The organism is Shewanella chilikensis (assembly GCF_002836945.1).
GTDB lineage: Bacteria > Pseudomonadota > Gammaproteobacteria > Enterobacterales > Shewanellaceae > Shewanella > Shewanella chilikensis.
In genome coordinates this window covers 63,160-87,638 of record NZ_NIJM01000017.1, presented here as the reverse complement: position 1 = coordinate 87,638, position 24,479 = coordinate 63,160, and the positions used below count along the sequence as shown (strand labels likewise).

General features: G+C 48.8%; 21 protein-coding genes and 1 pseudogene. 14 read left to right on the top strand and 8 right to left on the bottom strand.

The annotated features are described in order from the left end of the window. Nucleotides 1-929 precede the first annotated feature (929 nt). The 3 genes from CX651_RS08730 to CX651_RS08715 all read left to right on the top strand — a co-directional run bounded on the left by CX651_RS08730 (nt 930) and on the right by CX651_RS08715 (nt 3,113). Nucleotides 930-1,406 carry a DUF2846 domain-containing protein gene (locus CX651_RS08730; RefSeq protein ID WP_101055593.1) on the top strand — a complete coding sequence of 159 codons (477 nt, stop codon included), beginning with the start codon at nt 930-932 and terminating at the stop codon, nt 1,404-1,406. A 495-nt stretch (nt 1,407-1,901) separates the two neighbouring features. Continuing rightward, entirely contained in the window at nt 1,902-2,219 is a 318-nt protein-coding gene (locus CX651_RS08720; RefSeq protein WP_101055590.1) for a hypothetical protein, read from the top strand. An 81-nt stretch (nt 2,220-2,300) separates the two neighbouring features. Beyond that, complete coding sequence (locus CX651_RS08715; protein WP_101055588.1) at nt 2,301-3,113, top strand: hypothetical protein; 813 nt, start codon at nt 2,301-2,303, stop codon at nt 3,111-3,113. A gap of 275 nt (nt 3,114-3,388) precedes the next feature. Here CX651_RS08715 and CX651_RS08710 read toward each other — a convergent pair whose 3' ends face one another. Next, nucleotides 3,389-4,363 carry a transposase gene (locus CX651_RS08710; protein WP_101055586.1) on the bottom strand — a complete coding sequence of 325 codons (975 nt, stop codon included), beginning with the start codon at nt 4,361-4,363 and terminating at the stop codon, nt 3,389-3,391. A gap of 139 nt (nt 4,364-4,502) precedes the next feature. Between CX651_RS08710 and CX651_RS08705 the strand changes: the two genes are divergently transcribed. From CX651_RS08705 to CX651_RS08695, 3 genes and pseudogenes are all read left to right on the top strand, one after another. Next, nucleotides 4,503-5,054, top strand: a complete 552-nt coding sequence (locus CX651_RS08705; RefSeq protein WP_146225974.1) for a hypothetical protein — start codon at nt 4,503-4,505, stop codon at nt 5,052-5,054. A gap of 185 nt (nt 5,055-5,239) precedes the next feature. After that, nucleotides 5,240-5,380, top strand: a pseudogene (locus tag CX651_RS08700) (transposase); the annotation flags it as partial. Between the two features lie 404 nt (nt 5,381-5,784). After that, nucleotides 5,785-6,282, top strand: coding sequence for a hypothetical protein (locus tag CX651_RS08695; protein ID WP_025887940.1), 498 nt, complete (start codon nt 5,785-5,787; stop codon nt 6,280-6,282). 264 nt (nt 6,283-6,546) lie between these two features. On the opposite strand, the gene glnB is transcribed toward CX651_RS08695, so the two are convergent. After that, nucleotides 6,547-6,885, bottom strand: a complete 339-nt coding sequence (gene glnB, locus CX651_RS08690) for a nitrogen regulatory protein P-II (RefSeq protein ID WP_025009956.1) — start codon at nt 6,883-6,885, stop codon at nt 6,547-6,549. Nucleotides 6,886-7,229: 344 nt separating this feature from the next. Here glnB and CX651_RS08685 point away from each other — a divergent pair, with 344 nt between their 5' ends. Both CX651_RS08685 and CX651_RS08680 read left to right on the top strand, forming a co-directional pair. After that, entirely contained in the window at nt 7,230-7,751 is a 522-nt protein-coding gene (locus CX651_RS08685) for a GspH/FimT family pseudopilin (protein ID WP_101055581.1), read from the top strand. Between the two features lie 104 nt (nt 7,752-7,855). Next, nucleotides 7,856-8,365 (top strand): GspH/FimT family pseudopilin, encoded by a 510-nt coding sequence (locus CX651_RS08680; RefSeq protein ID WP_101055579.1) that lies wholly within the window; start codon nt 7,856-7,858, stop codon nt 8,363-8,365. A 64-nt stretch (nt 8,366-8,429) separates the two neighbouring features. Here the strand turns inward: CX651_RS08680 and CX651_RS08675 are convergent, their stop codons facing one another. Further along, nucleotides 8,430-8,864 carry a GNAT family N-acetyltransferase gene (locus tag CX651_RS08675; RefSeq protein ID WP_101055577.1) on the bottom strand — a complete coding sequence of 145 codons (435 nt, stop codon included), beginning with the start codon at nt 8,862-8,864 and terminating at the stop codon, nt 8,430-8,432. A gap of 286 nt (nt 8,865-9,150) precedes the next feature. Here CX651_RS08675 and CX651_RS08670 point away from each other — a divergent pair, with 286 nt between their 5' ends. Then, a complete protein-coding gene (locus CX651_RS08670; protein WP_101055575.1) occupies nt 9,151-12,270 on the top strand; it encodes an NAD(P)-binding protein in 3,120 nt (1,039 codons plus the stop codon). Between the two features lie 105 nt (nt 12,271-12,375). On the opposite strand, the gene CX651_RS08665 is transcribed toward CX651_RS08670, so the two are convergent. Further along, nucleotides 12,376-14,043 (bottom strand): GGDEF domain-containing protein, encoded by a 1,668-nt coding sequence (locus CX651_RS08665; protein ID WP_101055599.1) that lies wholly within the window; start codon nt 14,041-14,043, stop codon nt 12,376-12,378. A 229-nt stretch (nt 14,044-14,272) separates the two neighbouring features. Next, nucleotides 14,273-14,788 (bottom strand): GNAT family N-acetyltransferase, encoded by a 516-nt coding sequence (locus CX651_RS08660; RefSeq protein ID WP_101055569.1) that lies wholly within the window; start codon nt 14,786-14,788, stop codon nt 14,273-14,275. Between the two features lie 233 nt (nt 14,789-15,021). On the opposite strand from CX651_RS08660, the gene CX651_RS08655 reads away from it, so the two are divergent. Continuing rightward, the gene (locus CX651_RS08655; RefSeq protein WP_101055567.1) at nt 15,022-16,005 is read left to right on the top strand and encodes a DUF4382 domain-containing protein; all 984 of its coding nucleotides are present in this window, start codon (nt 15,022-15,024) and stop codon (nt 16,003-16,005) included. A gap of 123 nt (nt 16,006-16,128) precedes the next feature. Here CX651_RS08655 and CX651_RS08650 read toward each other — a convergent pair whose 3' ends face one another. Further along, nucleotides 16,129-17,499, bottom strand: a complete 1,371-nt coding sequence (locus CX651_RS08650) for a magnesium transporter (RefSeq protein ID WP_101055565.1) — start codon at nt 17,497-17,499, stop codon at nt 16,129-16,131. A 115-nt stretch (nt 17,500-17,614) separates the two neighbouring features. Between CX651_RS08650 and CX651_RS08645 the strand changes: the two genes are divergently transcribed. Then, a complete protein-coding gene (locus CX651_RS08645; protein ID WP_101055563.1) occupies nt 17,615-18,106 on the top strand; it encodes a glutathione peroxidase in 492 nt (163 codons plus the stop codon). 997 nt (nt 18,107-19,103) lie between these two features. Here CX651_RS08645 and ubiT read toward each other — a convergent pair. Then, nucleotides 19,104-19,622 (bottom strand): ubiquinone anaerobic biosynthesis accessory factor UbiT, encoded by a 519-nt coding sequence (gene ubiT / locus CX651_RS08635; protein ID WP_101055560.1) that lies wholly within the window; start codon nt 19,620-19,622, stop codon nt 19,104-19,106. A gap of 140 nt (nt 19,623-19,762) precedes the next feature. Between ubiT and ubiU the strand changes: the two genes are divergently transcribed. Together ubiU and CX651_RS08625 are read left to right on the top strand one after the other, a co-directional pair. Then, a complete protein-coding gene (gene ubiU / locus CX651_RS08630) occupies nt 19,763-20,764 on the top strand; it encodes a ubiquinone anaerobic biosynthesis protein UbiU (RefSeq protein ID WP_101055558.1) in 1,002 nt (333 codons plus the stop codon). Between the two features lie 10 nt (nt 20,765-20,774). Continuing rightward, nucleotides 20,775-21,635 carry a U32 family peptidase gene (locus CX651_RS08625; protein WP_101055557.1) on the top strand — a complete coding sequence of 287 codons (861 nt, stop codon included), beginning with the start codon at nt 20,775-20,777 and terminating at the stop codon, nt 21,633-21,635. A 36-nt stretch (nt 21,636-21,671) separates the two neighbouring features. Here the strand turns inward: CX651_RS08625 and CX651_RS08620 are convergent, their stop codons facing one another. Beyond that, nucleotides 21,672-22,379 carry a DUF998 domain-containing protein gene (locus CX651_RS08620; protein ID WP_101055554.1) on the bottom strand — a complete coding sequence of 236 codons (708 nt, stop codon included), beginning with the start codon at nt 22,377-22,379 and terminating at the stop codon, nt 21,672-21,674. Nucleotides 22,380-22,905: 526 nt separating this feature from the next. Between CX651_RS08620 and CX651_RS08615 the strand changes: the two genes are divergently transcribed. After that, nucleotides 22,906-24,450: a methyl-accepting chemotaxis protein gene (locus CX651_RS08615; RefSeq protein ID WP_101055549.1), complete on the top strand. Its 1,545-nt coding sequence runs from the start codon at nt 22,906-22,908 to the stop codon at nt 24,448-24,450. Nucleotides 24,451-24,479: the final 29 nt, after the last annotated feature.

Below are 24,479 nucleotides of genomic sequence, written 5' to 3'. Positions count from 1 at the left end.
TCGGCATCCATGCCTCAGCCACGTTATTTGCGCCAACGGCTTTCGGCGACACCGAAGGGGGTATTGGTGCAATTCTGTTAACACTAAATAACTTGAAACATCTGAAGTGTCCGCAGACATACACCTCATTTCCAGGCACAGGCGAAACTGTGACCTTCCGAGCCAGGGATGGCGAGGCAGAGCTTACAGGGACGTACTCGCAGCGAGTCACAGGATCGCCTGTGCGAAAGGCGCACCGCAGGTGATTGGCTACACCGTGGCCGGAAGCTCGGCCAGTACTAAGTGGGACTGTGACCGTCGAAAACAGGGAAGAATGCAAACACTCAGTCAATTCTGCTTCAAAAACAAACCAAATCAGGGTTTTGTGGCCTTTGTCAAAAACTTGACCTTTGGCTAATTGTTTTCAAATTCAGTACTGGGTATTGTATAACTAATTCAAACGCTTAGCTTTAGCACTTTCTTAAGCTTAAGGCCAGAAGCTGCAACACTTTTCCGCTTTCAGCGGAATGCAGGGACGAACAGAGTTTGGACCCGTGCGGTAGCCATGGCCTTACTCAACGTTTTTGTAAGGCCTGGGTTGTAGGACCCTTGGTTGTACGGCTTGGCGCGCTCATGACAAGCACCTCAGAACTGATTTTCTATACAGTATTATTGACCTTCTCGACAAAATGCCGGGAATTTGTAGCTAAGTTTGCGCGTTATTTCTGTAACATTTTAGAAAATGGCATTAAATTCATAATGTTAAAAAATACAGCTGGTAGATAATAGGTTTGGAAACCGCGCATGCGCGTTTCGCTGCAAGGGATATTAAGACTAAACTCAATTATATCCAGCTAATACAAACAGATAGCGATGCGCGTTTACACTCCTCCGAGGACTAAAACGCGCATGCGCACTATACAGCTGTTAGCTGTACTAAAGGAAAAACTATGAGAAAAATCTTACCAATTATAATGTTAGCTGTCTTGTCTGGTTGTGCCTCTATACCAAAAGATGCGCCGCCTTATAGACCTGCACCTATAGCTAATGATAACAGTGGTACCTTGTACATTTATCGTGTGGGCGCGTATCCAATTTTAAGAACACCAAGTATATTAGTTGACAGCAATAAGATCATCGATCCACCAGAAAAAGCATATACATGGATTTATCTATCACCAGGCAACCATAACGTGACCGTTGACTGGGCATGGGATGCTGGGTGGCCTGATTTAAGTTTTGAAATTCCTATTGAAGCAGGAAAAGAACACTTTTTAAAAATTACTGGTAGTTTCGAAAATTTAGGTCTTAAGTATCGTGCGGGTTCTGAGGCACTATATATGGAAAAATCAATAGCTGAGAAAGAGTTAAAAGAATGTTGTAGATATATCACCCCAGCTAACAAGCAAAGTCAGCTGGACCGCTAATGCGGCCACTGCTTTGAGCGTTAGCAGGCACTATGAAGTTTCGAATAGATAGGAATGTTAAGTCTCGACTCATAAAGGAGCGAGTACCAACCGAATACAAAAGCTTAGCTGTCGCTAGTGAAGTCGAGCTTCCAGATGTTTGTACTTTGATTACGTTTCCCCACAATCGAAAAGATGTAGTGAAGAGCAGTCTTGTTGAGAAAGCACTAAAGAAAATCAACGAAGGAAGTAACGAAAAGTTAGTAGTTGTTGGAGGCTGTTTTTCACTAGAATCCGTAGAAATTTTGAGATCATACGATGCAGTATTTCTTACATTGTCCGATTTTCCGTGGACAGACGAACGGCATAATCTAATCAAATCTGGTGAACCTCGGTGAATCGTGCTGCTAACAAGTTAAATCATCGGAAAACCACTCGCTGCGCTCGCGTTTTCCGCTGTTTAAAGCGTTAGGCTGTGCGTGAAAAGGAATAACAACTAAGCAAAAGGAGAGGCAGATGAGCAACAACTATGATCTTATTCGTGGGGCTATTCTTAATAAGCAGCAGGTTTTCGCTGACTACGACGGCCATCCTAGGGAAATGTGCCCACATGTTATCGGGACAAAAAATGGCAGGGAGCAGGCCCTGTTTTATCAGTTTGGCGGTAGTAGCAGCAGCGGCCCTATTGTCCCGAACTCCCCTCAAAACTGGCGCTGCATGCCAGTAGACAGACTGGACAATATTCGTATTGTAAATGGGGAGTGGCATACGGGTGATAACCACTCTAGGCCTCAGACATGCGTTGATTTAATCGACGTTGAAGCCGATGTCTGAAGGGGAAAGCCTAACAAGAAAAGGCACCGGATGCGCTAACGCGCACCGGTGCTTTTGGCGTTATGTGTAAAAGGTGTTAATGTGAGAAATAGAGAAAGTAAAAAACTGTTTATTCAAGGGATTCCAGAAAGGTTAGACTTCCTTTTTGATAAAGCTATTGAAAATTCTGAGAATGAACTTCGCAATGATATAAATGAATTAGAAAAAAGATTTAATGAGGTTAATGAAAAACACAGCTGTATTTCCTGGGATGACCTCGATATTGCGGTAAATGGTATTCCAGATGATGTTGAAGATATTCTTTACGAGTTGTCGGATTTACATTTCGATTTAGAAGTATCAAAAGAGAAGCTGAAGTCCCTCGTTGAGATGAAAGTTCTAAACTTGTATAAAACATACGAGATTATTTTAAAGGAACTAATATCTCATACTTTCCCGAACCAGAGTAATAAGTCACTGTATCAATGGGAAAATGTTAAAGGTCTAATGGCTGAACATGAAATAAAATTTGGGGAAATTAATGAGTATCCATTCATCAACCAACTTAGACTAGTAAATAATAATATAAAACATTCCCCTTACATCGAGGGAAATGTTAAAAAAAACATTAAGGAGTTCAAGAACGATGACGAGTATAACTGTGACAATCTAGAGCTTTTCTATAATCGGGTAAATTGCAAAGTGAAACCGTTCTTAACGAAGTTAGCTGATGAATTAACAAAGTATCTTTATGATTTTTCCGACGAAAGAATAGAATCAATTGTTGAACTTTATTCTGAAAGAATGGGGGACGCAGAGCTCGATACTTTAATCGATAAACTTCAAGCAAAGGTGAGTTTGAAATCTAAAAGGCACAAAAAAAAGCGACTAAGAACGACTGGCTTTGAGTTTTAACACATAACAAACTGTTTAAGAGAAAACAACAAAGACACCCATTATTAGCTGTGTTAGCGCTGAGTAGCTTGAAATATCTGAAGTGTCAGCAGAGAGAAATAACAAAGACACCCATTATTAGCTCAGAAAAACTGATGTTTTCACTGGGAGAAAATCATCTTTCAAGCCTTTTGAGGGCCATTCAGTTATTGAAATGAGCGCAAAAGTCGAATTTCAGACACGGTGGAGGTCGGACAAAGTTCGATTGGAGAGAAATATCTTGGAGCCTCGGGGATTCAGCTAAACAGCTGCTGACAATTAGCGGCCCCTTGCCTTCGTCGTCGTTGCAGGTGAGTACAGTAGTCCGTAAGAGATTCCAGTGTACCAACCGGCCCTTTGAATAGACGGCTAAAGTTGGTCGTCAACTTGAGCCAGTTGTCGATGGGGATGTTTAAACGATTCAAAATGGTTGTTGTGCCGGCAGTAATGTGGCCGCGCTTGTCGTGGCGGATAATACGTCCGGTATCATCGACCAGTTGCAGATAATCCTTGGCTTCAAAGTGCAATCCTTGTGGCATGTTCAGCCGTTCATTGCCGACAAAGGGTAACAGCTCAGGTGTGTTTTTGCCTTGCATCGCGGCCCGTATCCGCCGTTGAATACTGGTATAGTCTGAGTCTTCTGGGGTTTTGGCTATTCCCGCGCGGATAGGGTTCAAGTCAACATAAGCCATGCAGGCCAATACGGCTGCGTCATCCAACAATGGCTGGGATTTGAAGCGGCCTTCCCAAAAGCGACCACTGCAACCGTCTTCCCGATTGGCTTGTCTGGCAATAGGTTCATTGAGCGCACGCATAAACCAACTGATATCCATCAAACGTTGGCGATAGACTTCAGTGGTTTGTTGCAGGGTCAGATATTCAATATCAGAAAGTGTTTCACCGCGCAGAAAACGCTGGGATAACAGGGTTCCACTGTAAAGCAGGTGCCAACGCTGTAAAACCTGCTCCAATGTCCATTCAGTGGCGGTTTTCAAGTCAACTCTGAGTATCAAATGCAGATGATTGGACATGAGCGCATAGGCACACAAGTCAATGGCGAACACTGCCGCCAGTTCCAATAAGCGCGACTCAACCCAATCACGACGATGTTCATAGCTCTTGCCCGAATAGTCATCAACGCCACATAGAAAGGCGCGGCGGACACAGCGGGAGATGCAGTGATAGAAGGGGGTGTCCTGAAGACTAACTTGAGCATATCTTGGCCTCGGCATGGCATCCTTTCCTTTTCAAAGGCTCCATTCAAGCCTAGACAAGGAGCCAACAATCTGCCAAGAATTATGGGTGTCTTCATTTTGTTGAATAACAACAAGCAAAGGCTTGGCTGGGGCTTTTGATCTACGGGCGAAGCAATTGGCTAGATCTATGTGGGTTTGGGTTTTTGGGTTGCTTTGTGCGCTAGGAGCTGCGTGGTATGTCGGTGCGCAGAGAATAGAAATACTTACAGGCTCATTATCCGATCCCGACCCCAAATGGGGAATGGTCTTAATGCATTTTCTTCTAGCTATAGTCAGTCTCGGTGCACCATTGTGGTTTGCTTGGCTTTCAACTAAACAAATCGGTCAGCGATTCAAGCTTGCTGAAGACTATGGTTTCAAAGCCTCAGTCGCAAAAGCATATGAAGGTTATAGAAAAGAAGCGGCTCGCATTGATGAAAAATTAGAAGCGAGGTTATTTGAATCAGCTTTGAGCCGAGTGGAGGAGGCACCTTTAAGATTCGTGGATGACCCGTCTCACGGAACTCCTTGGCATGAATTGGCCGACTCGAGTGACTTTAAAGAAGCTTTAAAAAACATACCTGAATTTCGGGATAAAGTCTTTAAGCTTGTCAATAGCACTATCAATCGAAGTAGACCTAGTAGTAAAGGTAAAGATGAAGAAGAAGCCGTACAACAAGTGCAGTAAAATAAACAAAATGCAAAACAAAAATGGACACCCAGCGTTAATGGCGCGGTAGTTAGCCTCCGACTGTGCTTTGTTTAAGCATTTAACAAGAAGGCTATTAAAAGAAAAAATGGACACCCAACGTTAATGGCGCGGAGGTTAGCCTCCGACTATGCTTTGTTTAAGCATTTAACAAGGAGGTTATTATGCCGCTCCCTCGCCGAACTCAAATCAGCCTTGAAGATACGCCTTACTACCATTGTTGCAGCCGCGTGGTGCGGCGTGCCTTTCTGTGTGGTGATGATGCCTACTCGGGCAAGAATTATGACCACCGCCGTGGTTGGGTGTGACCTTTCCCCTGAATTTGGAAGACTATTTCATGGGCCGGTAGGCACCTTGCAAGAGCTCAGCTGCTACTGCGAACACTTGGAGAAGCGACGACGGCATTTTGCAACCAGCTGTCAGTACTTTCAAACGGCCTGAACCCCACTCTATCTCAACCACAGTTGTTGAAATCCCCTGAAGCATGGGTTGGGCTAGCACGGCTCAAATCTCGCATTTTTGCGTGAAATAGGTTCGATTTCATCAAACCTCTGCAACTCATGGATATCTTTCTACCTCCGGGTGCTCAAATCCCCTACTGGTGCTTGAACGCAGACAGAAAGAAGATTAAGTTATTGTTTTACAGTGGGTGGCTTGATTTTTATGTGTGGATTTGAATCTGCCAACAAGTTAAGGAGATGTAGTGTAAATGAGTGATGATTTATATGAGGTTATATATTTCGACCAACATTTGATTCTTAAAAAAAGCTTATATGAACAAGTGCCTCATAGTGGATTAAATGTGGCTTTTAGTTCTAAGGAAGGTGTTATTCTTAGACCTCATATATATTTTCGCCCTATCAATATGACTGATACTTTTAATGAATATAAGTTCTCTGAACTAATATTTGAATGTTACGAAGGAATGGCCAATGTTGTTTCTCAATTAGTTGAAGAGAACGATGAGGAAGTCCACGTAATTACGCGTTATTTTATGAGGCACGACGATGAGAATGGTCGTTTATTGGGGGATAAATTCATATATAAAACGGAATATTACACTTTTGAATATCAAATTGAAAACTCTCTAGTACCTATCAAAAGTGCCTGTACTCCTTTGAACCCATTAGGTTTATCCTGTGAAGGTACGCTGGAGTGTTGGGTAGCAGAGATCACCTTGGATAAATATTTTTCTTTACTCCGATAATCGTGATTTTACACATAACAAACTGCTTAAATGGACGCAGGAACATTCGGTGGTTTTGGTTCTGAGTGTGATTGGCTTGTAGTGGTCAATTAACTTGACCACTACACTGTCAGCACAAGTCTGAGCTAGTGCAGGTAATATTCGACATCGACAACGATTGGAGTGGGTCATTGTGTTTATTTGGCAACTAAACAATAACTCTCCAACCGTTTTCATTTTCAGTTCACGCTAACCTGCAATGAACCTCATTTTTTACGTTCGTTTTTATACCGCTTCTTCGTTTTCTTCACCGGTACGGATACGAATAATGCGTTCGATATCGGTCACAAAGATCTTGCCGTCGCCGATTTTACCGGTACGGGCGGTTTCGACAATCACATCCAGTGCCTGTTCCAGCAGATCATCCTGAATAACCAGCTCTATCTTCACCTTGGGCAGAAAGTCGACCATATACTCGGCACCACGGTACAACTCTGTATGTCCCTTCTGGCGGCCAAAACCTTTGACTTCCAGAACCGTCATACCGGTTATTCCTATCTCAGCCAACGCCTCACGGACATCGTCCAGTTTAAACGGCTTGATTATGGCTTCCACTTTCTTCATCAGGCACTCCTTTAGGGCTTGGAATTCTTTTGCGACTCATGACCATTCCCTCGGCAATTTGACCGGAGAAATAGCTCGCGACTTTGCTTGTTCGGATACAATCGCAATAGCTTATCACGACATACTGCGGGCAAGAAGTGATTGTCCGCTCAGATGAAAAAACCAAGGCCTATTCTTTGGTAGTAGCCATGTTCAACTCGGTGTACTTATTCATCCCTTAGGTAAGCAAGTGCAATATTTAGTGCAAACTCATCTAAAAGGACACCAGAGCCGAGCCACTGCCTGGACTAAACTAACACTAAGGTTCGCCGGATGCGGGCCGCCCAACGCTCAAGGATGAGATTATGCGTCATTTACCACTTGGTTTTTCGCTGCTAGAGGTCATGGTCGCCATGGTGCTGCTGGCAATACTGGCCTCAGTCGGGGCCCCATCACTCAAGTCGCTCTATGAAGGTTATCGCGCTCAAACCGGTATCAAACAAGTACAACAACTGCTGCAATTCGCCCGTAATCAAGCCATCAGTTATGGTGTCAGAGTCAGTGTCTGTGTGCTCAAGGATGGCCGCTGTGAAGCCGATGCCTGGCAGCAAGGGATTACGGTTTTCAGCGACCGCAACGGTAATCTGACCCTGGATGATGACGACAAGCTGCTGTTTCAAAGCGGCGTTTTTGATAGCAAAGACATACTCAAGTACAACCGAAAAGCGATACGCTTTCTGCCAGATGGACTGGCATCAGGAACCAATGGCACCTTCAAGTATTGTCCTGGTAAGGCTAATAGCCCCCACTCAAAAGCCTTGATAATCAATCAAGCCGGACGAATTCGCCACTCTCAGGATAAAAACATCAGTTGTCAGGATGGTTGATGCTGGTGGAATTAACGACCACTGCACAGGATTTGCAAAGATTACTGTAATTAACAACTCATTCACTTATACTTAAGTGTATCTATTCACGTGAAGAGTTGACTATGGCTGTAGTACATTTTTCCAGTTCCAGAATCAGCGGCTTTACTCTGGTCGAACTCATGGTCACCATTGCTGTTGCCGCCATACTGCTGTCTGTGGGAGTTCCCTCACTCACTTCTTTATATGAAAGCTATCGCAGTAAGTCGGAAATAAGCCGAATTGAACAAGCCCTGTCCTTCGCTCGCAACCAGGCCATCAGCTATGGTATGGAGGTGAAAGTTTGTGGCTATCAGAGTGATACAGGTTGTGCCGCCAATTTTAATGATGGCCTCAAGGTCTATACCGAGGCCGGAAGTAGCGAAAAAATATTGCGGGTAGTGGAAGGCATCGACAGCAAGGATGCCATCGTGGGCAGCAATGTTGGCTTTCATGCCGATGGCCTCAGCAACACCACAGGCGAAGTGACCTTTATCTATTGCCCTTCCAAGCAAGCCAATGGCTCAAGAAGTGTGACGGTTTCCAGCTCAGGGATGATCAAATACGGCGCTGATGGCCTGGCCTGCCCAAATTAAATGACAGAGGTCATGCCGGTTTCAGTAGAGTGAATCTATGTCAGAGCCATGATCACAAGTCACTTTAATCTGATGGTGAAGTCAACAGGAAACCCACCTCACCTTCTTCAGTCAGCCCCAGAGACTGCCAACCAAGATGGCGATAAAAACCTTCGGCGCGAGTACCCGGTTCGGTGCTGAGTTGTAGCTTATGGCAGCCTCCGGCATGGAGCCAATCAACCGCTTGCTGTAACAAGGCCTTACCTATGCCCTTTCCTTCCGACTCCGGCGCGATAAAAAGCGCCCAAATTCTGGCATCATCACGATCGCTACAGACAAAACCCAATAGTTGTGTTTCATCCTCTGCAACCCAAGTGCGCCGCCGACCTGTCAAATAGCTGAGATAGCAAGCTTGAGTGATCCGCCCGGGATCCTGCAGGCGGTTTTCGCGCACATTCAATCTCAACGCCATTATGGCAGGAATATCGCTTAACCTGGCGGTGCGTATGCTTGGGTTCATCCATTGCTAGTAATAAAAACTGTTCACCTGCTCAAATTAACGCCAATCCGGCGGTTATGTCCAGTCATCAATAAGTATTGTTGCCCAAAAGAAGTTTACTCCAGCCAAGCCATAGAAAGTGGAGAAGGCAACACTGTCAATCAGCAACCTATTACTGTTGCTTACACTAAGGAACACACATCAGGCAACGAACGTGTAATTGTAAGGAGCATGAATATACGCTAGGTTTATTCAGTTAATTCAGTCAGATAAATCTGACAAACGTCAGTACACAAGGATGGTCGCCATGAACGAACAACGCCCCGACTTTATCTACCCTCCCGGCTCAGTGCTTATGCACTCTCCTCTGGTGTTAACCCAGGCCGATATGTACGGCTTTTTCCTCAAGGGCAAGCTTGCCAATCTGCAACGGAGTGTCGATCAAACCCTGAACCGGGTCGCCAACAACAAGATGTATTTCAAGGTGTTGTCCCCCTATGTACTGACAACTTTCACTCAAATCGCCAAGGCTTATTCCAGTGTCGAGGTGGATCGCAACAAGGGTTGGATCCAGGAAACCGATATCATCACCTGGGTGATGGTGGGTAAACAGGCCAATCCAGATTCCGGCGAAATCAGCGAAATCCTGTTTCAGCCGCTGCATATCTGGGTCAATGATGCCATGGCATTGATCAATGGCCGCGAGCTGTTTGGTTATCCCAAATACGCCTGCGAATACCGGATGCCTGGCGTAGATGAGCCGTTGACCGAGCTGTCGTTGTCGGCCAAGAGTTTTCAAAAATTTTCCCCGGATGCCGAACTGGCAATGGCACCACTGCTCCAGGTTAAGTGCAGGCCGCAGCAGGAGAACTCCCTCTCACCACTCGAAGCCATAGGCCAAACCTGGGACTTTATTCAGACCCAAACCGACTTTATTCCCGATCTGGATGCTCTTGGAGCCGAGCTGGTATTCGAACTGCTGTTCAAACCTGCGGTAGAGCAAGTTTTCCTGAAACAGTTCCCCGATGCTTCCGGCACTAAAGCGGTATATCAGGCGCTGCTGCAGGCGCCCGCCAGAGTCAACAAGGTGCATCATCTGTCGCTGCTGGATAACTCCCTGGTGGCCACCGTCTTTGCCAACGACAGCTTCCCGCTGGCCGACACCCTGGGGGTGCAACTCGGCGAGCAGCAGGTGTTGCTGCCCTACCATGTGAACTTTGACTTTGAGGTACCGCCGGGCGAAGTGTTGGTGGACAACTCTGTGGTCAAAAAAGAGAAAATTGCCATTCTCGGTGGAGGCGTTGCCGCCATTACCGCTGCCATGTGCCTGACCGAACAACCTGGCTGGCAAAACCGGTACCAGATAGATATCTATCAACAGGGCTGGCGCATTGGTGGCAAGGGAGCCTCCGGGCGCAATGCCGCCATGGGGGATCGTATCGAAGAGCATGGGCTGCATATTTGGTTTGGTTTCTACCAAAATGCCGCGGCCCTGATGCGCAAGGCCTATGAAGAACTGGGGCGAGCGGATGAAGCGCCGCTGGCCAGCTTTGTCGAAGCCTTCAAGCCCCATAACTTTATTGTGCTGCAGGAGCAGATAGAGGGTCGCAGCCTGAGCTGGCCCATAGAGTTCCCGCCCATGCCGGGTATCCCCGGCGACAGCACAGAAACCCTGACGCTGTGGAAATTGGTCAAGGCGGCCTTCTACTGGATCCGCCAATGGTTAAAACAGATGGATGAAGTCGATGAGGCCGTGGCCAAGGATAGCCCCAGAGACTGGTTCTCCCGCGACTGGTTTGAACGTCTGAACGATCGCATCGAAGAGGCGCTGGATGACGCCAAAGATAGCCTGGAAACCCTGGGGGATAAGCTGGAGTGCCGCTTCAACCAGTTGATAGGCCAAGAGTGTGACGAACACCACCACCAGGCTGTCGAGGACGATGGCCTAATCGAGAATGCCGTCGATATACTGCATCGGCGTCTCAAGCGCCGCTTTGGCGATCACTTGAGTGGCAATGACGAGCTCAGGCGCCTCTACATAGGTGCCGACCTCGGCCTGACCATACTCAAGGGGATGTTTGTCGATGGGGTATTCAAGGGCGGATTCGATGTTATCAACGGCTATGACTACCGCGAATGGCTGCGTCGCCATGGCGCCAGCGAGCGCTACACTGTCGATTCCGCACCGGTCAGGGGCTTCTACGATCTGGTGTTCGCCTACGAACAGGGCGATTTCTCCCGCCCCAATGTGGAAGCCGGCACCATAATCCGCTCCATGCTGCGAATTGCCCTCTGCTACCAAGGGGGCGTGATGTGGAAAATGCAGGCCGGAATGGGCGACACAGTATTCACCCCCTACTATGAAGTGCTGAAACGCCGCGGAGTGCATTTTCACTTCTTCCATCAGGTACAACAGCTGCATTGTCAGGGGCAATCCGTCAGCAGCATAGAGATAGTGGAGCAGGCCAGCCTCAAACCCGGACTCAGCGAGTATCAGCCGCTGGTGGATGTCAAAGGACTCGGCTGCTGGCCAAGTGAGCCTCTGCTATCACAACTGGATGAAACTCAAGCCAGATTAATTGCCGAAAACCGGGTCAACCTGGAACACTTCTGGAGTGATTGGCCGCAGCTGTACCAGCAAGAAACCGGCCACGCTCTGCCGGTGAAACAGCTGCGTAAGGGGGTGGATTTTGACAAGGTGATCTTCGGTCTATCCATAGGAGCCCTTCCTCATGTAGCTAAAGAGGTGATGACCCAAAGTCCGGCGCTATCCCAAGCTGTGGCCAAGGTGCAAACCGTGGCGACCCAGGCCTATCAGCTGTGGCTCAACACAGATCTCAACGGCCTTGGCTGGCAGCTCTTCCCGGCTTCCGGCGAAGAGCCTGTGCTGTCGGCCTTCAGCGAGCCCTATGACACCTGGGCCAGCATGGATCAATTGATTGACAAAGAAAGCTGGCCGATAGGCAGTGTCAAGAATGCCAGTTACTTCTGCTCAGCACTGCCGGTTGCCGAATATCCCCCCAAAGAGCAGAGTAACTTTAACCAGCAAATGAATGCCTTGGCCAAGTCCGGGGCTCTGGGGCAACTCGAGCATCAAATAGGCAATCTCTGGTCGGAAGCCAAAAATGGTTTTGTCTGGGATTGGCTGCACGACCCAGAGGAGCGTCAAGGACAACAGCGCTTTGACAGCCAATACTGGCGTGCCAATATCGACCCGTCCGAGCGGTATGTGTTGTCGGTGAAAGATAGCTCGCGTTTTCGCATCACCACAGACGGTACTGGGCTGGACAACCTCTATGTCACCGGCGATTGGATAAAAACAGGGCTGAATGTGGGCTGCGTCGAAGCCGCAACCATGGCGGGTATGCACACTTCCAAGGCTATTTGTGGCTATCCGCGCCATATCAAGGGTGAAGAAGACTTCTGATAGGCATACAGGCGAGATTTAGCCGGTTCGACTCAGCTTTGGACTTGCTCCGGACTGAGCTTCTGACTTAGCGCCGGACTTAGCCTAGGAATTAGCCCCGTGAGTTCAGCGGGGCAATCCTTCGGCTGCAGCCAGTTGTCTGGCGTGCAGCTCACGGCGACGCAGACTCTTGCACTGATACAAGTCTTTGTCGGCGGCGCGGACCCAATCCTGGATCTTTTCTTTATCTGTACTGGTGGCAGAGCCATGATTGACACAGAGCTCGGCAAAACCTTCACTGGCAATACGCTGCTCAAGCCTCGGCAGCAAGTTCTGCAGTTGCTGCGCCTCGGCTTCCGGCAGCAGCAAAGCAAAGTCATTGCCACTAATGCGAAAAGGCTTGAACTTGGCTTCAGACCAGCTTTGTAACTCTTCTGCTACCGCCAGCAGCAGCCTGTCCCCTTCCCCATGCCCCAGGGTGTCATTGACCCGTTTCAGCCCCTCAATATCCAGCAATACCAACAGATATCCCGGCTTGGGCATGCCACTACTCAGGCAAGTATCCGCCAGACTCTCATCATAGGCCAAGCGGTTGGCAAGACCTGTGAGGCTATCACTGCGGGCCCGCTCCCAAGCAATACCCAACTTGCGGATATACTCCTGGCGCTCTTCCGACAAGAGTTTAAGCTTACTTGCCAACGCCAGGGACAGCAGCAAAGCATCGGCAGTGCCGCCCAGCAGAGTCGCCAGCTCGGCATACTCAAAGAAGTCCGGGGTGATACCCATGTTACCGGGCAATATGATGATTGCCGGCAATAGCAAACAGCTGAAAGCCATAATGAAATAGCGTGCCGGCGAGAAGCCTTTCATCAGACAGACATTACCGCAAACTATCGCCAGCCCAATCCAGAGCATGATAAGCACAGAGGCAATAATCGCCGTATAGGACAAAAGCCAGATACTGGTAGGCAGAGCCAGCACGCAGGCCCACAGCAAGATGCGACTGAGGCGCCAAAGCTTGGGCGAATAGAGAGAAAGCTGCAAAAAATTGTTATAGAACAAAATGTTCAATATGGGCAGGCTGATAAAGAACAGGTGGTGCAACTCGAGTTGCCGGAACTGAAACAGGTGCGCGGGCAAGTGGAAGGTCAGGGCCCAGCCACAGAAGTAGGCCAGCACATAAAGACCGTACCAGAAGAATGCCTTGTCGCGGGTGGTAAAGAAGATGAACAGGTTATAGCAGGCGATAAAAATCAAGCCACCGAGGCATAGCACCACGGCTGTGGCATGCCTGTCGGCGCTGAGCCTGTGTTCCCTTTCCGGAGCCAGGCGGATCTCGGGTGCCGATGAGTAGTAACGGCTTTCAACCTTGACCACCAGCCAATAATCTATCCCCGGCTTGATGGTAAACCGCCTTCCGTAATCAAACAGATACTGATAGTCGGCATCATAACCCGAGTGGGCTTGCTGTTTGCTGCCGTCTTGCCCCAGCAGCAAAAGATCAATGGATTCTATAATGGAGTTGCGTACGTCTATGACCCAAGTCTGTTCACGACTTGCCACTCGTAAAGGATGCACCAGCCAGTAACTGCCGCCGGTCAAACTCAAGCTGGTTTCCTGTTGCTCTCGGATCCAGGCTGGTACCGCCTCGAACGAAGTCGGTGCCAGTTGTTGTGGCTCAGCCTTAAGAATGTAGCTGTTGTCGAGCACCTGAGTGGCCCAGGCACTCACACTGAACTGGAGCAGAACAAACGCCAGCAATAGCCTGAGCAGGGAACCTGGGTGTTTATCCATATTGAAGGGCGAACGTTTGTCTGTCGGCAAATCGATTTCCGTCCAAGGCCATGGCGGTATCCTTATCCTTGAGTACACAAACGCCCAAGGCACTGAATCTATTTTTTATTGTTAATGATTTAACTCTATTTCGGTGAACCACATTTTGCAATCCAGCTCACAGCATTCGTGATAAAATCCTGTCAAGAAATGCCAGTTTGCCACGCTCCGGTGACGAAAAAGTGTAACTTCAATCGATTCTGACCCTATCCCCCACCAACTTGAGCATTTCTGTAGTGACATCCACTTGGTTATCCAACACCAAAAAGTACCACCCCACAGTATTGCCTGTGCCCCTGATACTCAGATAATTACCCCAAAACTGCATCCCGGACTTGAGCAAATTATCACGACTGGCACGATTCTCTTCTCTAACTGTAGCAAACAATAGCCGGATACCCATTTCCCGGGCGATTTGGATCCGTTTTTGAGTCAGGGCCGCCGCAATCCCTCGCCGTCTATAGTCGGGGCGCACCATTAAATATCCGAGCTCGGCGATATCTCCGCGACCGGCCTTGATCACAGCGCAGCCCACCAGCTCCCCGGCCACGTTCTGCGCCACTATCACGGCGCGGGACGCCATAAAGGCCTGATGATCCAAGGGGTGAGCATTATCGTCGCGACTGTCCACCAAAGCGCAGGCGGCTGCAGTCAGGTCAGGGCTTTGAGCCAGGGAAAGCGTGATCTCCTGGACAGGATTAGGCATAGATACTCCTTTGGTGACTATACTTGGTGGATATGTGCGCTATTGAAAAGGCGCCCCGATAAAACTTAACCTCGGCTTAACCAGATTAACGTATGACTACAGGTAAAAGCCGCAATTAGTTAGTATCTTAGCCCCATTGAGGGAGTTTATGGCAGACAACAAACACAATTCTCTGAGTAACTCCAGGTAACTGGGTAGCTGTCACGCTCCGGGAAACAACAAGAGGAAACAAGATGAACCATAGTATCTCAAGTATCGCACTGCTTTGTGGCTCAGGCCTGCTGCTGACTGCCTGTGGCGGCAGCGACAATGACACCCCGCCGACACCGACGCCTGATACCGCCAAAGTCAGCTTTGCCGTGTCTGATGCCCCGGTCGACAGCGCCGAAAAAGTGGTAGTGGCATTTGACAAAATTGAGCTGGTAAGGGCAGGACAGGATAACATCCTCCTCGAGGTCTCCGGCGCCAATGGCGAGGACTACCGCCAACTGGATCTGCTGGAATATCAAGGCAGCGACAGCGCCCTCATCCTCAGCGATGCCGAGTTGGAAGTAGGCACTTATTCAGAACTCATCCTGCATGTATTGGATGAATCGGTCGGTTCAGATCTCAGCTATGTGATCGACGAAACCGGTCAAGTGCCACTCAAACAACCCAGTAATAAACTGCGTTTGGGCAGCTTTGAGGTCGGCAGCGCCGGCGTTCAGCGTTTTACCATAGAGTTTGACTTGCGCCGTAGTCTGGTGGAGAACCAAAATGGCCAGCGTTACAACCTCAAGCCTCATGGCGTGACTATAGTCGACAACGCGACTGTGGCTTCCTTGTCCGGTGAGGTGGATATCAACCTGTTCAACGCAGGTGAGTGTGCTGCCGATAGCGGCAACTTTGTCTACCTCTATCCCGGCCACGATCTGGACCCAACACTGCTGACCGACAACCTGGATCCGGATGTCAATCAGAATGCCGTACCAGAAGGCGCGGTAGTGCCATATAACTCGGTCGAAGTGGAGTATGAAGCGGGTAACTTCGGCAAATACGCCTTTGGCTTTATTCCCGCCGGGGATTATACAGTAGCCTTCAGCTGCAGCGCGGAAAATGACGATCCCGAGCAATATGATGGTCTCATCATTCCCAACCCTGCCCCTCAATTGCATCAGGTCACCCTGAGCAACCAAACCGACACTGTGCAAGACTTCAACGCCGTTGTCGCCCAATAGTTTTCAAAGCCTTATGTGAAAGGGAGCCTATGCTCCCTTTTCTTTTGACTGTCTTCTATTGAGCTCACTTTGCAGAAGGGCCAATGCTGCACCATAAAATGCTGCCACATAAAAAGCTAACGACTATAGATACAACAAGGTCGCCAATCCAAGGAAGGTAAAGAAGCCGACAACATCCGTGACAGTGGTCAGAATCACCGAGCCGGAAAGCGCGGCATCCTGATTGAATTTCTGCAATATCATGGGTACTGCCACCCCGGCCAAGGCCGCAACCAGCATATTGACCAAAATTGCTACGGCTATTGTCATACCAATCAGGTTATCGTCAAACCAGAGCCCGGCCACCAAACCTATGAGTATGGCCCAGAGAATGCCGTTGAGTGCCCCTATTCCGAGTTCGTTCTTCATCAAGGAAAACAGGTTGCCTATGGAAATCTGTCCCATCGCCATGCCGCGGATCATCAAGGTCAATGATTGCGAGCCGGCAATCCCCCCCATAGAGGCCACTATCGGCATCAATACCGCCAGCGCCACTACTTTTGCCAATACATCCTCGAACAAACCTATGGTGGCAGAGGCCAAAAATGCCGTCAGTAGATTGATCCCCAGCCAAATGGCACGGCGACGCGCGCCCTTGACAATGGGCGCAAACAGGTCGTCAGACTCATCCATACCGGCCGAAGCCATCAAACGCGCTTCATAGTGTTCCCTGACCAAGGCGGTTGCCGTTCGCAGCGTCAAGCGGCCGATTAAGGTGCCTTCTTCATCGACCACCGGCAACTCAATATCTGAGCTGTGCTCTATCGCTTCGGCCGCCTCTATTAAGGATGAGTCGGCCGACAATACCCGGCTGTCCGGTTCAATAAGCGAAATAAGCGGGGTTTGTGGATCCTGGCGAAAAATCTCATAGCGACTGACGGTTCCCTGGTAGTGATTATCCTCATCCACCAGATAGAGATTTTCGCAGCAATCCAAGTCAATACGGCGGAAAAAACGTTGCGCCTGTTCCACCCGGCTCTTGTTACTGAGCACCAAGGCCTGATGCTCTGTATAACGACCTATTTCATTTTCCGAGTACTGATCATAAAGCTCGTAGCGCTTGCGTTGCCGTTCACCCATTTGCGCCAAAGCGCGGTCGATAAAGCTGTCGGGCAGATAATCGCTCCATTCAATCATCTCTTCAGCTGACAACTGCGCCAGCAACAGATCCACCTCTTCCACCGACATCTGCCTAAGGAGGCTCATCCTGGGTTCGGCGCGCATCAAGCTGAGCACTGCAGGCCGCACGGCGAAGGCTATCTGATCCCAGCGCTCATAGCGTTCATCCAGCGGCAAGGATTCCAGCAATAAGGCTATAGTGCCAGGTTCGGCCTCTTCAAGGATCTCACCAAAAACCTCGGCCTGAGCTTCGCCCTCCAATAGCGTTAACTGCTGTACCACCTGCCCCACTTCTGCTTGAGGTTGAAGCTCCGGCTCGGCTGCTGTTTGTGTCACTCAACTCTCCTCTTTCTTTTTAGTATGCGCTTGGGCCAAAATTTAAATTGCACACCAATAAATTGCTGACAATGGAAATTGTGTTATATAGTAAAGCTTCAACCAAGGAGCCACTATGTCTAACTCAATATACGCTATCCCACTGGAGAATATCCAAGGACAACAAACGGATCTCAGCGAATTTCAAGGCCGGGTCATGTTACTGGTCAATACCGCCAGTGCCTGTGGCTTTACCCCTCAGTATGCCGGATTGGAAAGCCTGTATCAGGAATTCAAAGACCAAGGCCTGGTGATACTCGGCTTTCCCTGTAACCAGTTTGGTGCTCAGGAAAAGGGCAATGAGCAGGAGATCCAGTCCTTCTGCGAATTGAATTTTGGTGTGAGCTTCCCACTGTTTGCCAAGCTGGAAGTCAATGGCCCCAATGCTCATCCCTTGTTTAAACTGCTCAAGCAGCAGGCCCCTGGCGTGTTGGGTTCGGAAGGAATTAAATGGAATTTCACCAAATTTCTGGTCGATCGCCATGGCAAAGTCATCAAGCGCTATGCTCCCACAACCAAACCCGAGGCTCTGCGTGAACAGATTCTCCAGCTGTTACAGGATAATTAATTGAAAAATAAACCAATTAAAAAAACATGATTATTTTTCGCCATTCAGGGGGAACCAAAACATCACTACAGACTCCAACATAATGAGCAGTGAATTTACTTTTTCATGTTCATCATTCTCCCTAAGGGGCTTCTAGCGCGGCCCCATTGATCTTCGATAGATCATAAGGCAGTCCCTAATGGCTGCCTTTTTTTATGTCTCTGAATTTTGGTATTTTTCACCACAAACCAGGACTGACATAAAAAATTTCTCCATCAGGGAAACTTTTTCGGCAAAGCCGACTCTGAATAACAGAACCTTTTTTAAGTGTTTCATCATCACCTCCCTTGGATGGGGCCCGACGCTAGCGCAGCGGGTTTTCATTCTTTGCACGACTTAATTTTGTACGAATTAGTTTTGTACGAGTTTGTATGGCAGCCCCTTGGGTTGCCATTTTTTTATCCCCGGTTTTTCATTGCATACCAAGGCCAGCAAAAAAATTTCTCCTTCAAGGAAACTTTTTCATCAAAGCCGACTCTGAATAACAGAACCTTTTTTAAGTGTTTCATCATCACCTCCCTTGGATGGGGGCCCGACGCTAGCGCAGCGGGTTTTCATTCTTTGCACGACTTTTTGTACGAATCAGTTTTGTACGAGTTTGTATGGCAGCCCCTTGGGTTGCCATTTTTTTATCCTACAGCTCGACTCATTCGGATAGATAAATAGTTAATGCCAATATTGCCATTCAAGAAAATGAAAAAGCTGAATCAAACTCACTGTAAGACCATAATGTGACAGACTTTTTGGTGAACTACAGATAGGCGTGAAGCAAATAAAACTGAATTATTTTGCTTGGTGCGGGAACTCGCGGAAAAATCGGCAGTCAGAATTAGTGAACCGAGTGTTTCATCATTATCCTCCCTTCAAGATGGTTTCTAGCGCACCATCCAGAGTTTAGATTGAACTCTGACAGCGACCCAAATGGGTCGCTTTTTTTATGTCAGGATTTTACTGTTTGTCAGGCCCATTGAGGTGCAGTTTGTGAACTTTGCAGGAGTGTGGTCAGCATATTGGCCAGCTTATCCAACATCAGCTTCACCCCCTTTGGCATACTTTGAACATCTATGCCGAGCAGCAAGTTTTTAACCTCGAGCCCCAATTCGGTATCGCCTTCAATACTGAGTCGGCGCTGGAAAAACAGGGTGTCAGGGTCCTCTTTGGCCGCTGCTACCAGCAAGAGTTCGGCGCTATTGGCGCTGAAGGTGACTTCCGGTGCCGTAAAAGGTCGCACCTTGAAACCTTGCTCAAAACTGACTTCAAATGCCAATTCCATATCCTCGACCCGAACGCCAACCCATTGCCCTTCAAGAAAATCCAACTCGCCATCCTGAACCTGTTCGCTGAGCAATACCGCCAATAACTGTTGCAGTACACTCGCTTTGATAGTGAAAGGAACCAAAGTCAGCGGTTTCCCGGCCAACTTGGGAGCCAGGGTGAGAATATCGCGCGCCGCCTTGGCGGCTAAAGCCGTGCGCATCTTGAGTTACTCCTGATAAAAAAGCCTAAACTCCGGCAGTCTAACCAAGTTTTATGATCATAAACCTGTTTTATATCAACTCTATGAGATCCAAAGGTCGATAAACTGCGGCTTTGTTTGTAATTAGGGAGAAAATTAACATGGAACTCCTGTGTCCGGCCGGGAACTTGGCTTCACTCAAGGCCGCTCTCAACGCCGGCGCCGATGCCCTCTATCTGGGGCTGAAAGACGACACCAACGCCCGCTCATTTGCCGGGTTGAACTTCACACCGACCAAGCTGCAACAGGCAGCCAAAGAGGTAAAGTCACAAGGGCGCAAACTGTATCTGACCATTAATACCTTTCCGCAACCGGGTGAAGAGAAACGTTGGTATCAAGCCGTCGATCTGGCTGCCAACACTGATATTGATGGGCTGATCATGGCCGATCTGTCGCTGCTGGATTATGCCCATAGCCACTACCCTCACCTGCCATTGCATTTATCGGTACAAGCCAGCGCCACGAATATCGGCGCCTTGTCACTCTATAAGCGTGAATTCAACATTGAGCGCGCCGTACTCCCCAGAGTGCTTTCCATCAAGCAAGTCAAGGATCTCGCCAAAGCCAGTCCGGTTGATCTGGAAGTGTTCGCCTTCGGCAGTCTATGTATCATGGCCGAAGGCCGCTGTCAGTTGTCTTCCTATGTGACCGGGGAATCGCCCAATTCAGGTGGCTCCTGCTCACCGGCAAAACATGTGCGCTGGCAGGAAAATCAAGGCTGTCGCCAGACCCGCCTCAACGAAGTCTTGATTGACAGCTCGGGACTGAATGAACAGATGGGTTACCCGGTTGTGTGCAAGGGACGTTATTTGACCGAAGAAGACAGCCAACCAGGGTTCCTGCTGGAGTCCCCCACCAGCCTCAATACCCTGGACTTGTTACCAGACCTGGCTCAGGCTGGCATAGTGTCGCTCAAAATTGAAGGCCGCCAGCGCAGCCCCGCCTATGTAGAACAGGTTACCCGGGTTTGGCGTCAGGCTCTGGACACCTATCAAAATGCACCTGAGCGGTTCCAATCCAAACCAGAATGGCATGCCGCGCTGGCCAAAGTTTCCGAGGGACAAACCACTACGCTGGGTGCCTACGAGCGCAGCTGGCAATAGGAAGTTTTCTATGAATATTTCTCTTGGCCCGCTGCTTTATTGCTGGCCCAAAACACAGGTACAGGCCTTCTACCGTGAAGTTGCAGACAGCACTATTCCACTGGTTTATCTGGGAGAAGCCGTTTGCAGCCGCCGCAGGCAGATGAAGTTTGCCGATTATCTGGCCCTGGCCCATGAACTCAAAGATGCCGGTAAACAGGTTGTACTTTCTACCCTGGCCTTGATAGAAGCACAATCAGAGCTTAAAGAGCTTAAGAAACAACTCGATAATGGCGAGTTTATTGTTGAAGCCAACGATATGGCTGCAGTAGGTATGGCGCGAGAGCAGGGACTGCCCTTTGTCTGTGGCGCCAGTATCAATAACTACAATAGGGCCAGCCTGGACAAGCTGCATCAATGGGGTATGCGGCGCTTTGTGATGCCCATTGAACTGTCGAAGACTTGGCTACAGAAAGTCATCACTCCGACACCAAGCTTTGAAGTCGAGTTATTGGGCTATGGTTATCTGCCCTTGGCCCACTCGGCTCGCTGCTTCACCGCCCGCCATCAGGGACTAGCCAAAGATGACTGTCAGACAATATGCATCCAGCACCCCAAAGGCCTGGTCGCCCAAACCCAGGAGCAACAGCCGCTATTGCGACTCAATGGTATCCAGACTCAGTCGGCAGGCCGCTGCGATCTCAGACGGGATATTCCAGAAATGGAACGTTTGGGCGTTGACTGGTTCAGGGTATCACCGGATGGCCATGATTCTATCGCTCTGGCAGAATCTTTACGGCAAGGTGCAGGGAGTGAAGTCGACCCTGAAATAGGCAAAGAAGCCTGTAATGGATACTGGCACGGCGCGCCAGGCATGGACTATAGACGTTAGGTCTTAAGCAAGCCGGTACTTTGGACTTTCCAGCCTTTAATATGGACTTTCAACAGGCTCCTGTTCATCGGGAGCCTCTTTTGTACACAGCAGCAAACACAGGACCCAGAGCATAAAACTACCGAGTCCCAGCCATACGAGCACCGCCGGTAACCAAAAATCGGGCCGCGGTAATTGCAGTACCAACTCATAGTAAAAAGGATTGTCCCCCTCGGTAATACCAAGCTCCAGATATGGCAAAATCAGAAAAGCCCCCAAACTGATGCCGCTGATAAGCGCCGGGATCAAAGTCCATAAGGTTGCTGCGACAAAGGGACGTTGCACTAGATAAATTAAATAACAACCTACGCTGATACTGCCAAAGATGAAAAACCACTTCAGCATCATAGTGTGGAGGTGATAGACATTGACCGGGAATAAACCCACCCCGGCGAGCGCCATGCAAGTCAGAGTCAAACTGAGATATAGAAGATGACCACTCAATTGGCGAGATAGCTGCAGGGTAAACAACCAGCAGAGTACCAAACTCAAGCTGCCGAAGAACAGGCCACCATTGAGAACCACAGCCAAAGATGAATGACCATAACTGCCCAATTCACTCAAACTGTGATTGAGTAAACTGAAGTCCCGCCCATCGCTACTATGATAGCCCCAGACAACCAACCCCAGGCCCAGCAGCAGTCCAAAGAGTCCCAGCAAACCAAAGCTCAACGCCATTCTTGCCAGTCTCTGTCTTCTTAACATGCCAGTGTTTGCCCCAGATTAGGTTTCTGCAGTCTAACTTACATGCTCCAGATTTTTTTTAAAGTCCGGGCAAGGTCTTTTTGCGTTACTGATCGCTTATTTACCCGAGTTTAAACAACAAAAGTCGCTCCCGGTCGAATTATTGCATTTTGGCGTCAGAGTATAGATTCAGGTTCGTTGATGCTCTGGCATATTCAGTAACTAACTGATGATATTGATTCTAATCGTCAAGATGATGACAACCACGTAAATTGTTATGACTTATCCAAGGGCAAAAAAAGCGGCAGCAGATTTCACTGTAGCCAGCCGATAGTCTGTCTGTTTATAGCGTTTTATCCCGGCCAAAACTCTGACCGCCGAATTTTACAATTAGTATTCATATCAATGATATGCAAATACTGGTTTCTAGAATATTTGTCAAAAAAGCACTCACTCCAATAACCACAAAAATGTTATGCTTATCACACTTAAAGTAATAATAAGGCCCGGATCGACATAGGGCCACTAACTCTGAGCCGGAATAAAGATGTCCAGAAGGAATTCCACCACTACAGACAGGGAAGTCTGTCTGCAATCCACCGACGAACTCATCTCTACTACAGATCTTCGCGGCGTTATCACTTACGTCAATCCTGCCTTTGCCAAGATATCGGGTTTCTCTGAAGCCGAGTTATTGGGCCACAGTCACAACCTGGTTCGCCATCCCGATATGCCCAAGTTGGCCTTTACCGAAATGTGGCAATGCCTCAAGGCTGGCCAATCCTGGCGAGGGTTGGTCAAAAATCGTTGTAAAGACGGTGGCTTTTATTGGGTCGATGCTTTCGTGTCTCCTATCTTTGAGCAGGGAAAAATCATTGGTTATCAATCCGTCAGAGTTAAGCCAAGCCAAGAGACTGTTAAGCGGGCCATCAAAGTTTACCGCCGCCTGAACCAAGGGAAAGTAGTTAAAGATCCACTGACGCTGACACAAAAACGCTTACTTTCAGCACTGATGGCCGGGGCAGGTCTGCTGCTCTGTGGTTATATTTGGGGTTGGGGCGTGATGTTGGCCGGAGCCATACTGATGGCGCTCAATCTGGCAATCTTCTATGACGAAGCCTTTCGTATTCCCGCCCGACTGATAACACTCAAGCAAGAGTACGACTCTGTCAGTCGCTTCATCTATGCCGGGCACGATACCTCATCTGTGCTCGAATTCCAGTTACAACGTAAAGCTGCCATGCTTCAAGGCGTATTGGGCCGGACTCAGGATCAGGCGCTTAAAACCAATGATATTGCCGCTCAATTAGTGGTGGCCACCGAGCAGGCCAGAGTCGGTATGGATCTGGAGCAGCAACAGATGCATCAAATTGCCAGCGCCATTGAAGAGTTGCACGCTACTATCAGCGAGGTAGCCGACAATACCCGAGCAACTTCTGGCCGTATAGATGAGGCTTATGGTCTCTGCCGCCAAAGCCGGGATGTGATGCATCAGAACAGCGAACATATTCTCCACCTGGCCGATGATGTAGCCAGAGCGGCTTCCAATGCCAAGCATCTGAACGATGAAGCTCAGCAGGTTGCCAATGCCATGTCGGAAATCGATGCCATTGCCGATCAAACCAATCTACTGGCCCTCAATGCGGCCATAGAAGCAGCCAGAGCCGGTGAGCAAGGACGCGGCTTTGCCGTGGTCGCCGACGAGGTCAGAGCCTTGTCGGCTCGCACCCAAGAGTCCACCAAAAGCATTTCAGCCAGCATAGAGACTATGTTCAACATGCTGACCAAGTGGGCCACTGAGATGGAAGCCAGTAGACAGCAAGCACAGAAATGTGCAACCGAAGCATTATCGGCAGTTGAGTCCATCAACACAGTTAACCAGGGAATGAGTGAAATACACGATCTCGCCAGACAAAATGCCGTGGCAGCCACCCAGCAGGGGCAAGTGGTACAGGAAATAGCAAACGGCATCCAGATGATTCATGGCGCCACCAATGACAACGTTTCTGCCCTAGGTCAAGTAGAGCAAGCCGTATTGCAATTAAAGGCCAGTGCCGACAGGTCACTAAATCTGAGACAAACCTTCGGTTAACGCTCAAGCCCGGATCCGGCTTGAGCAAC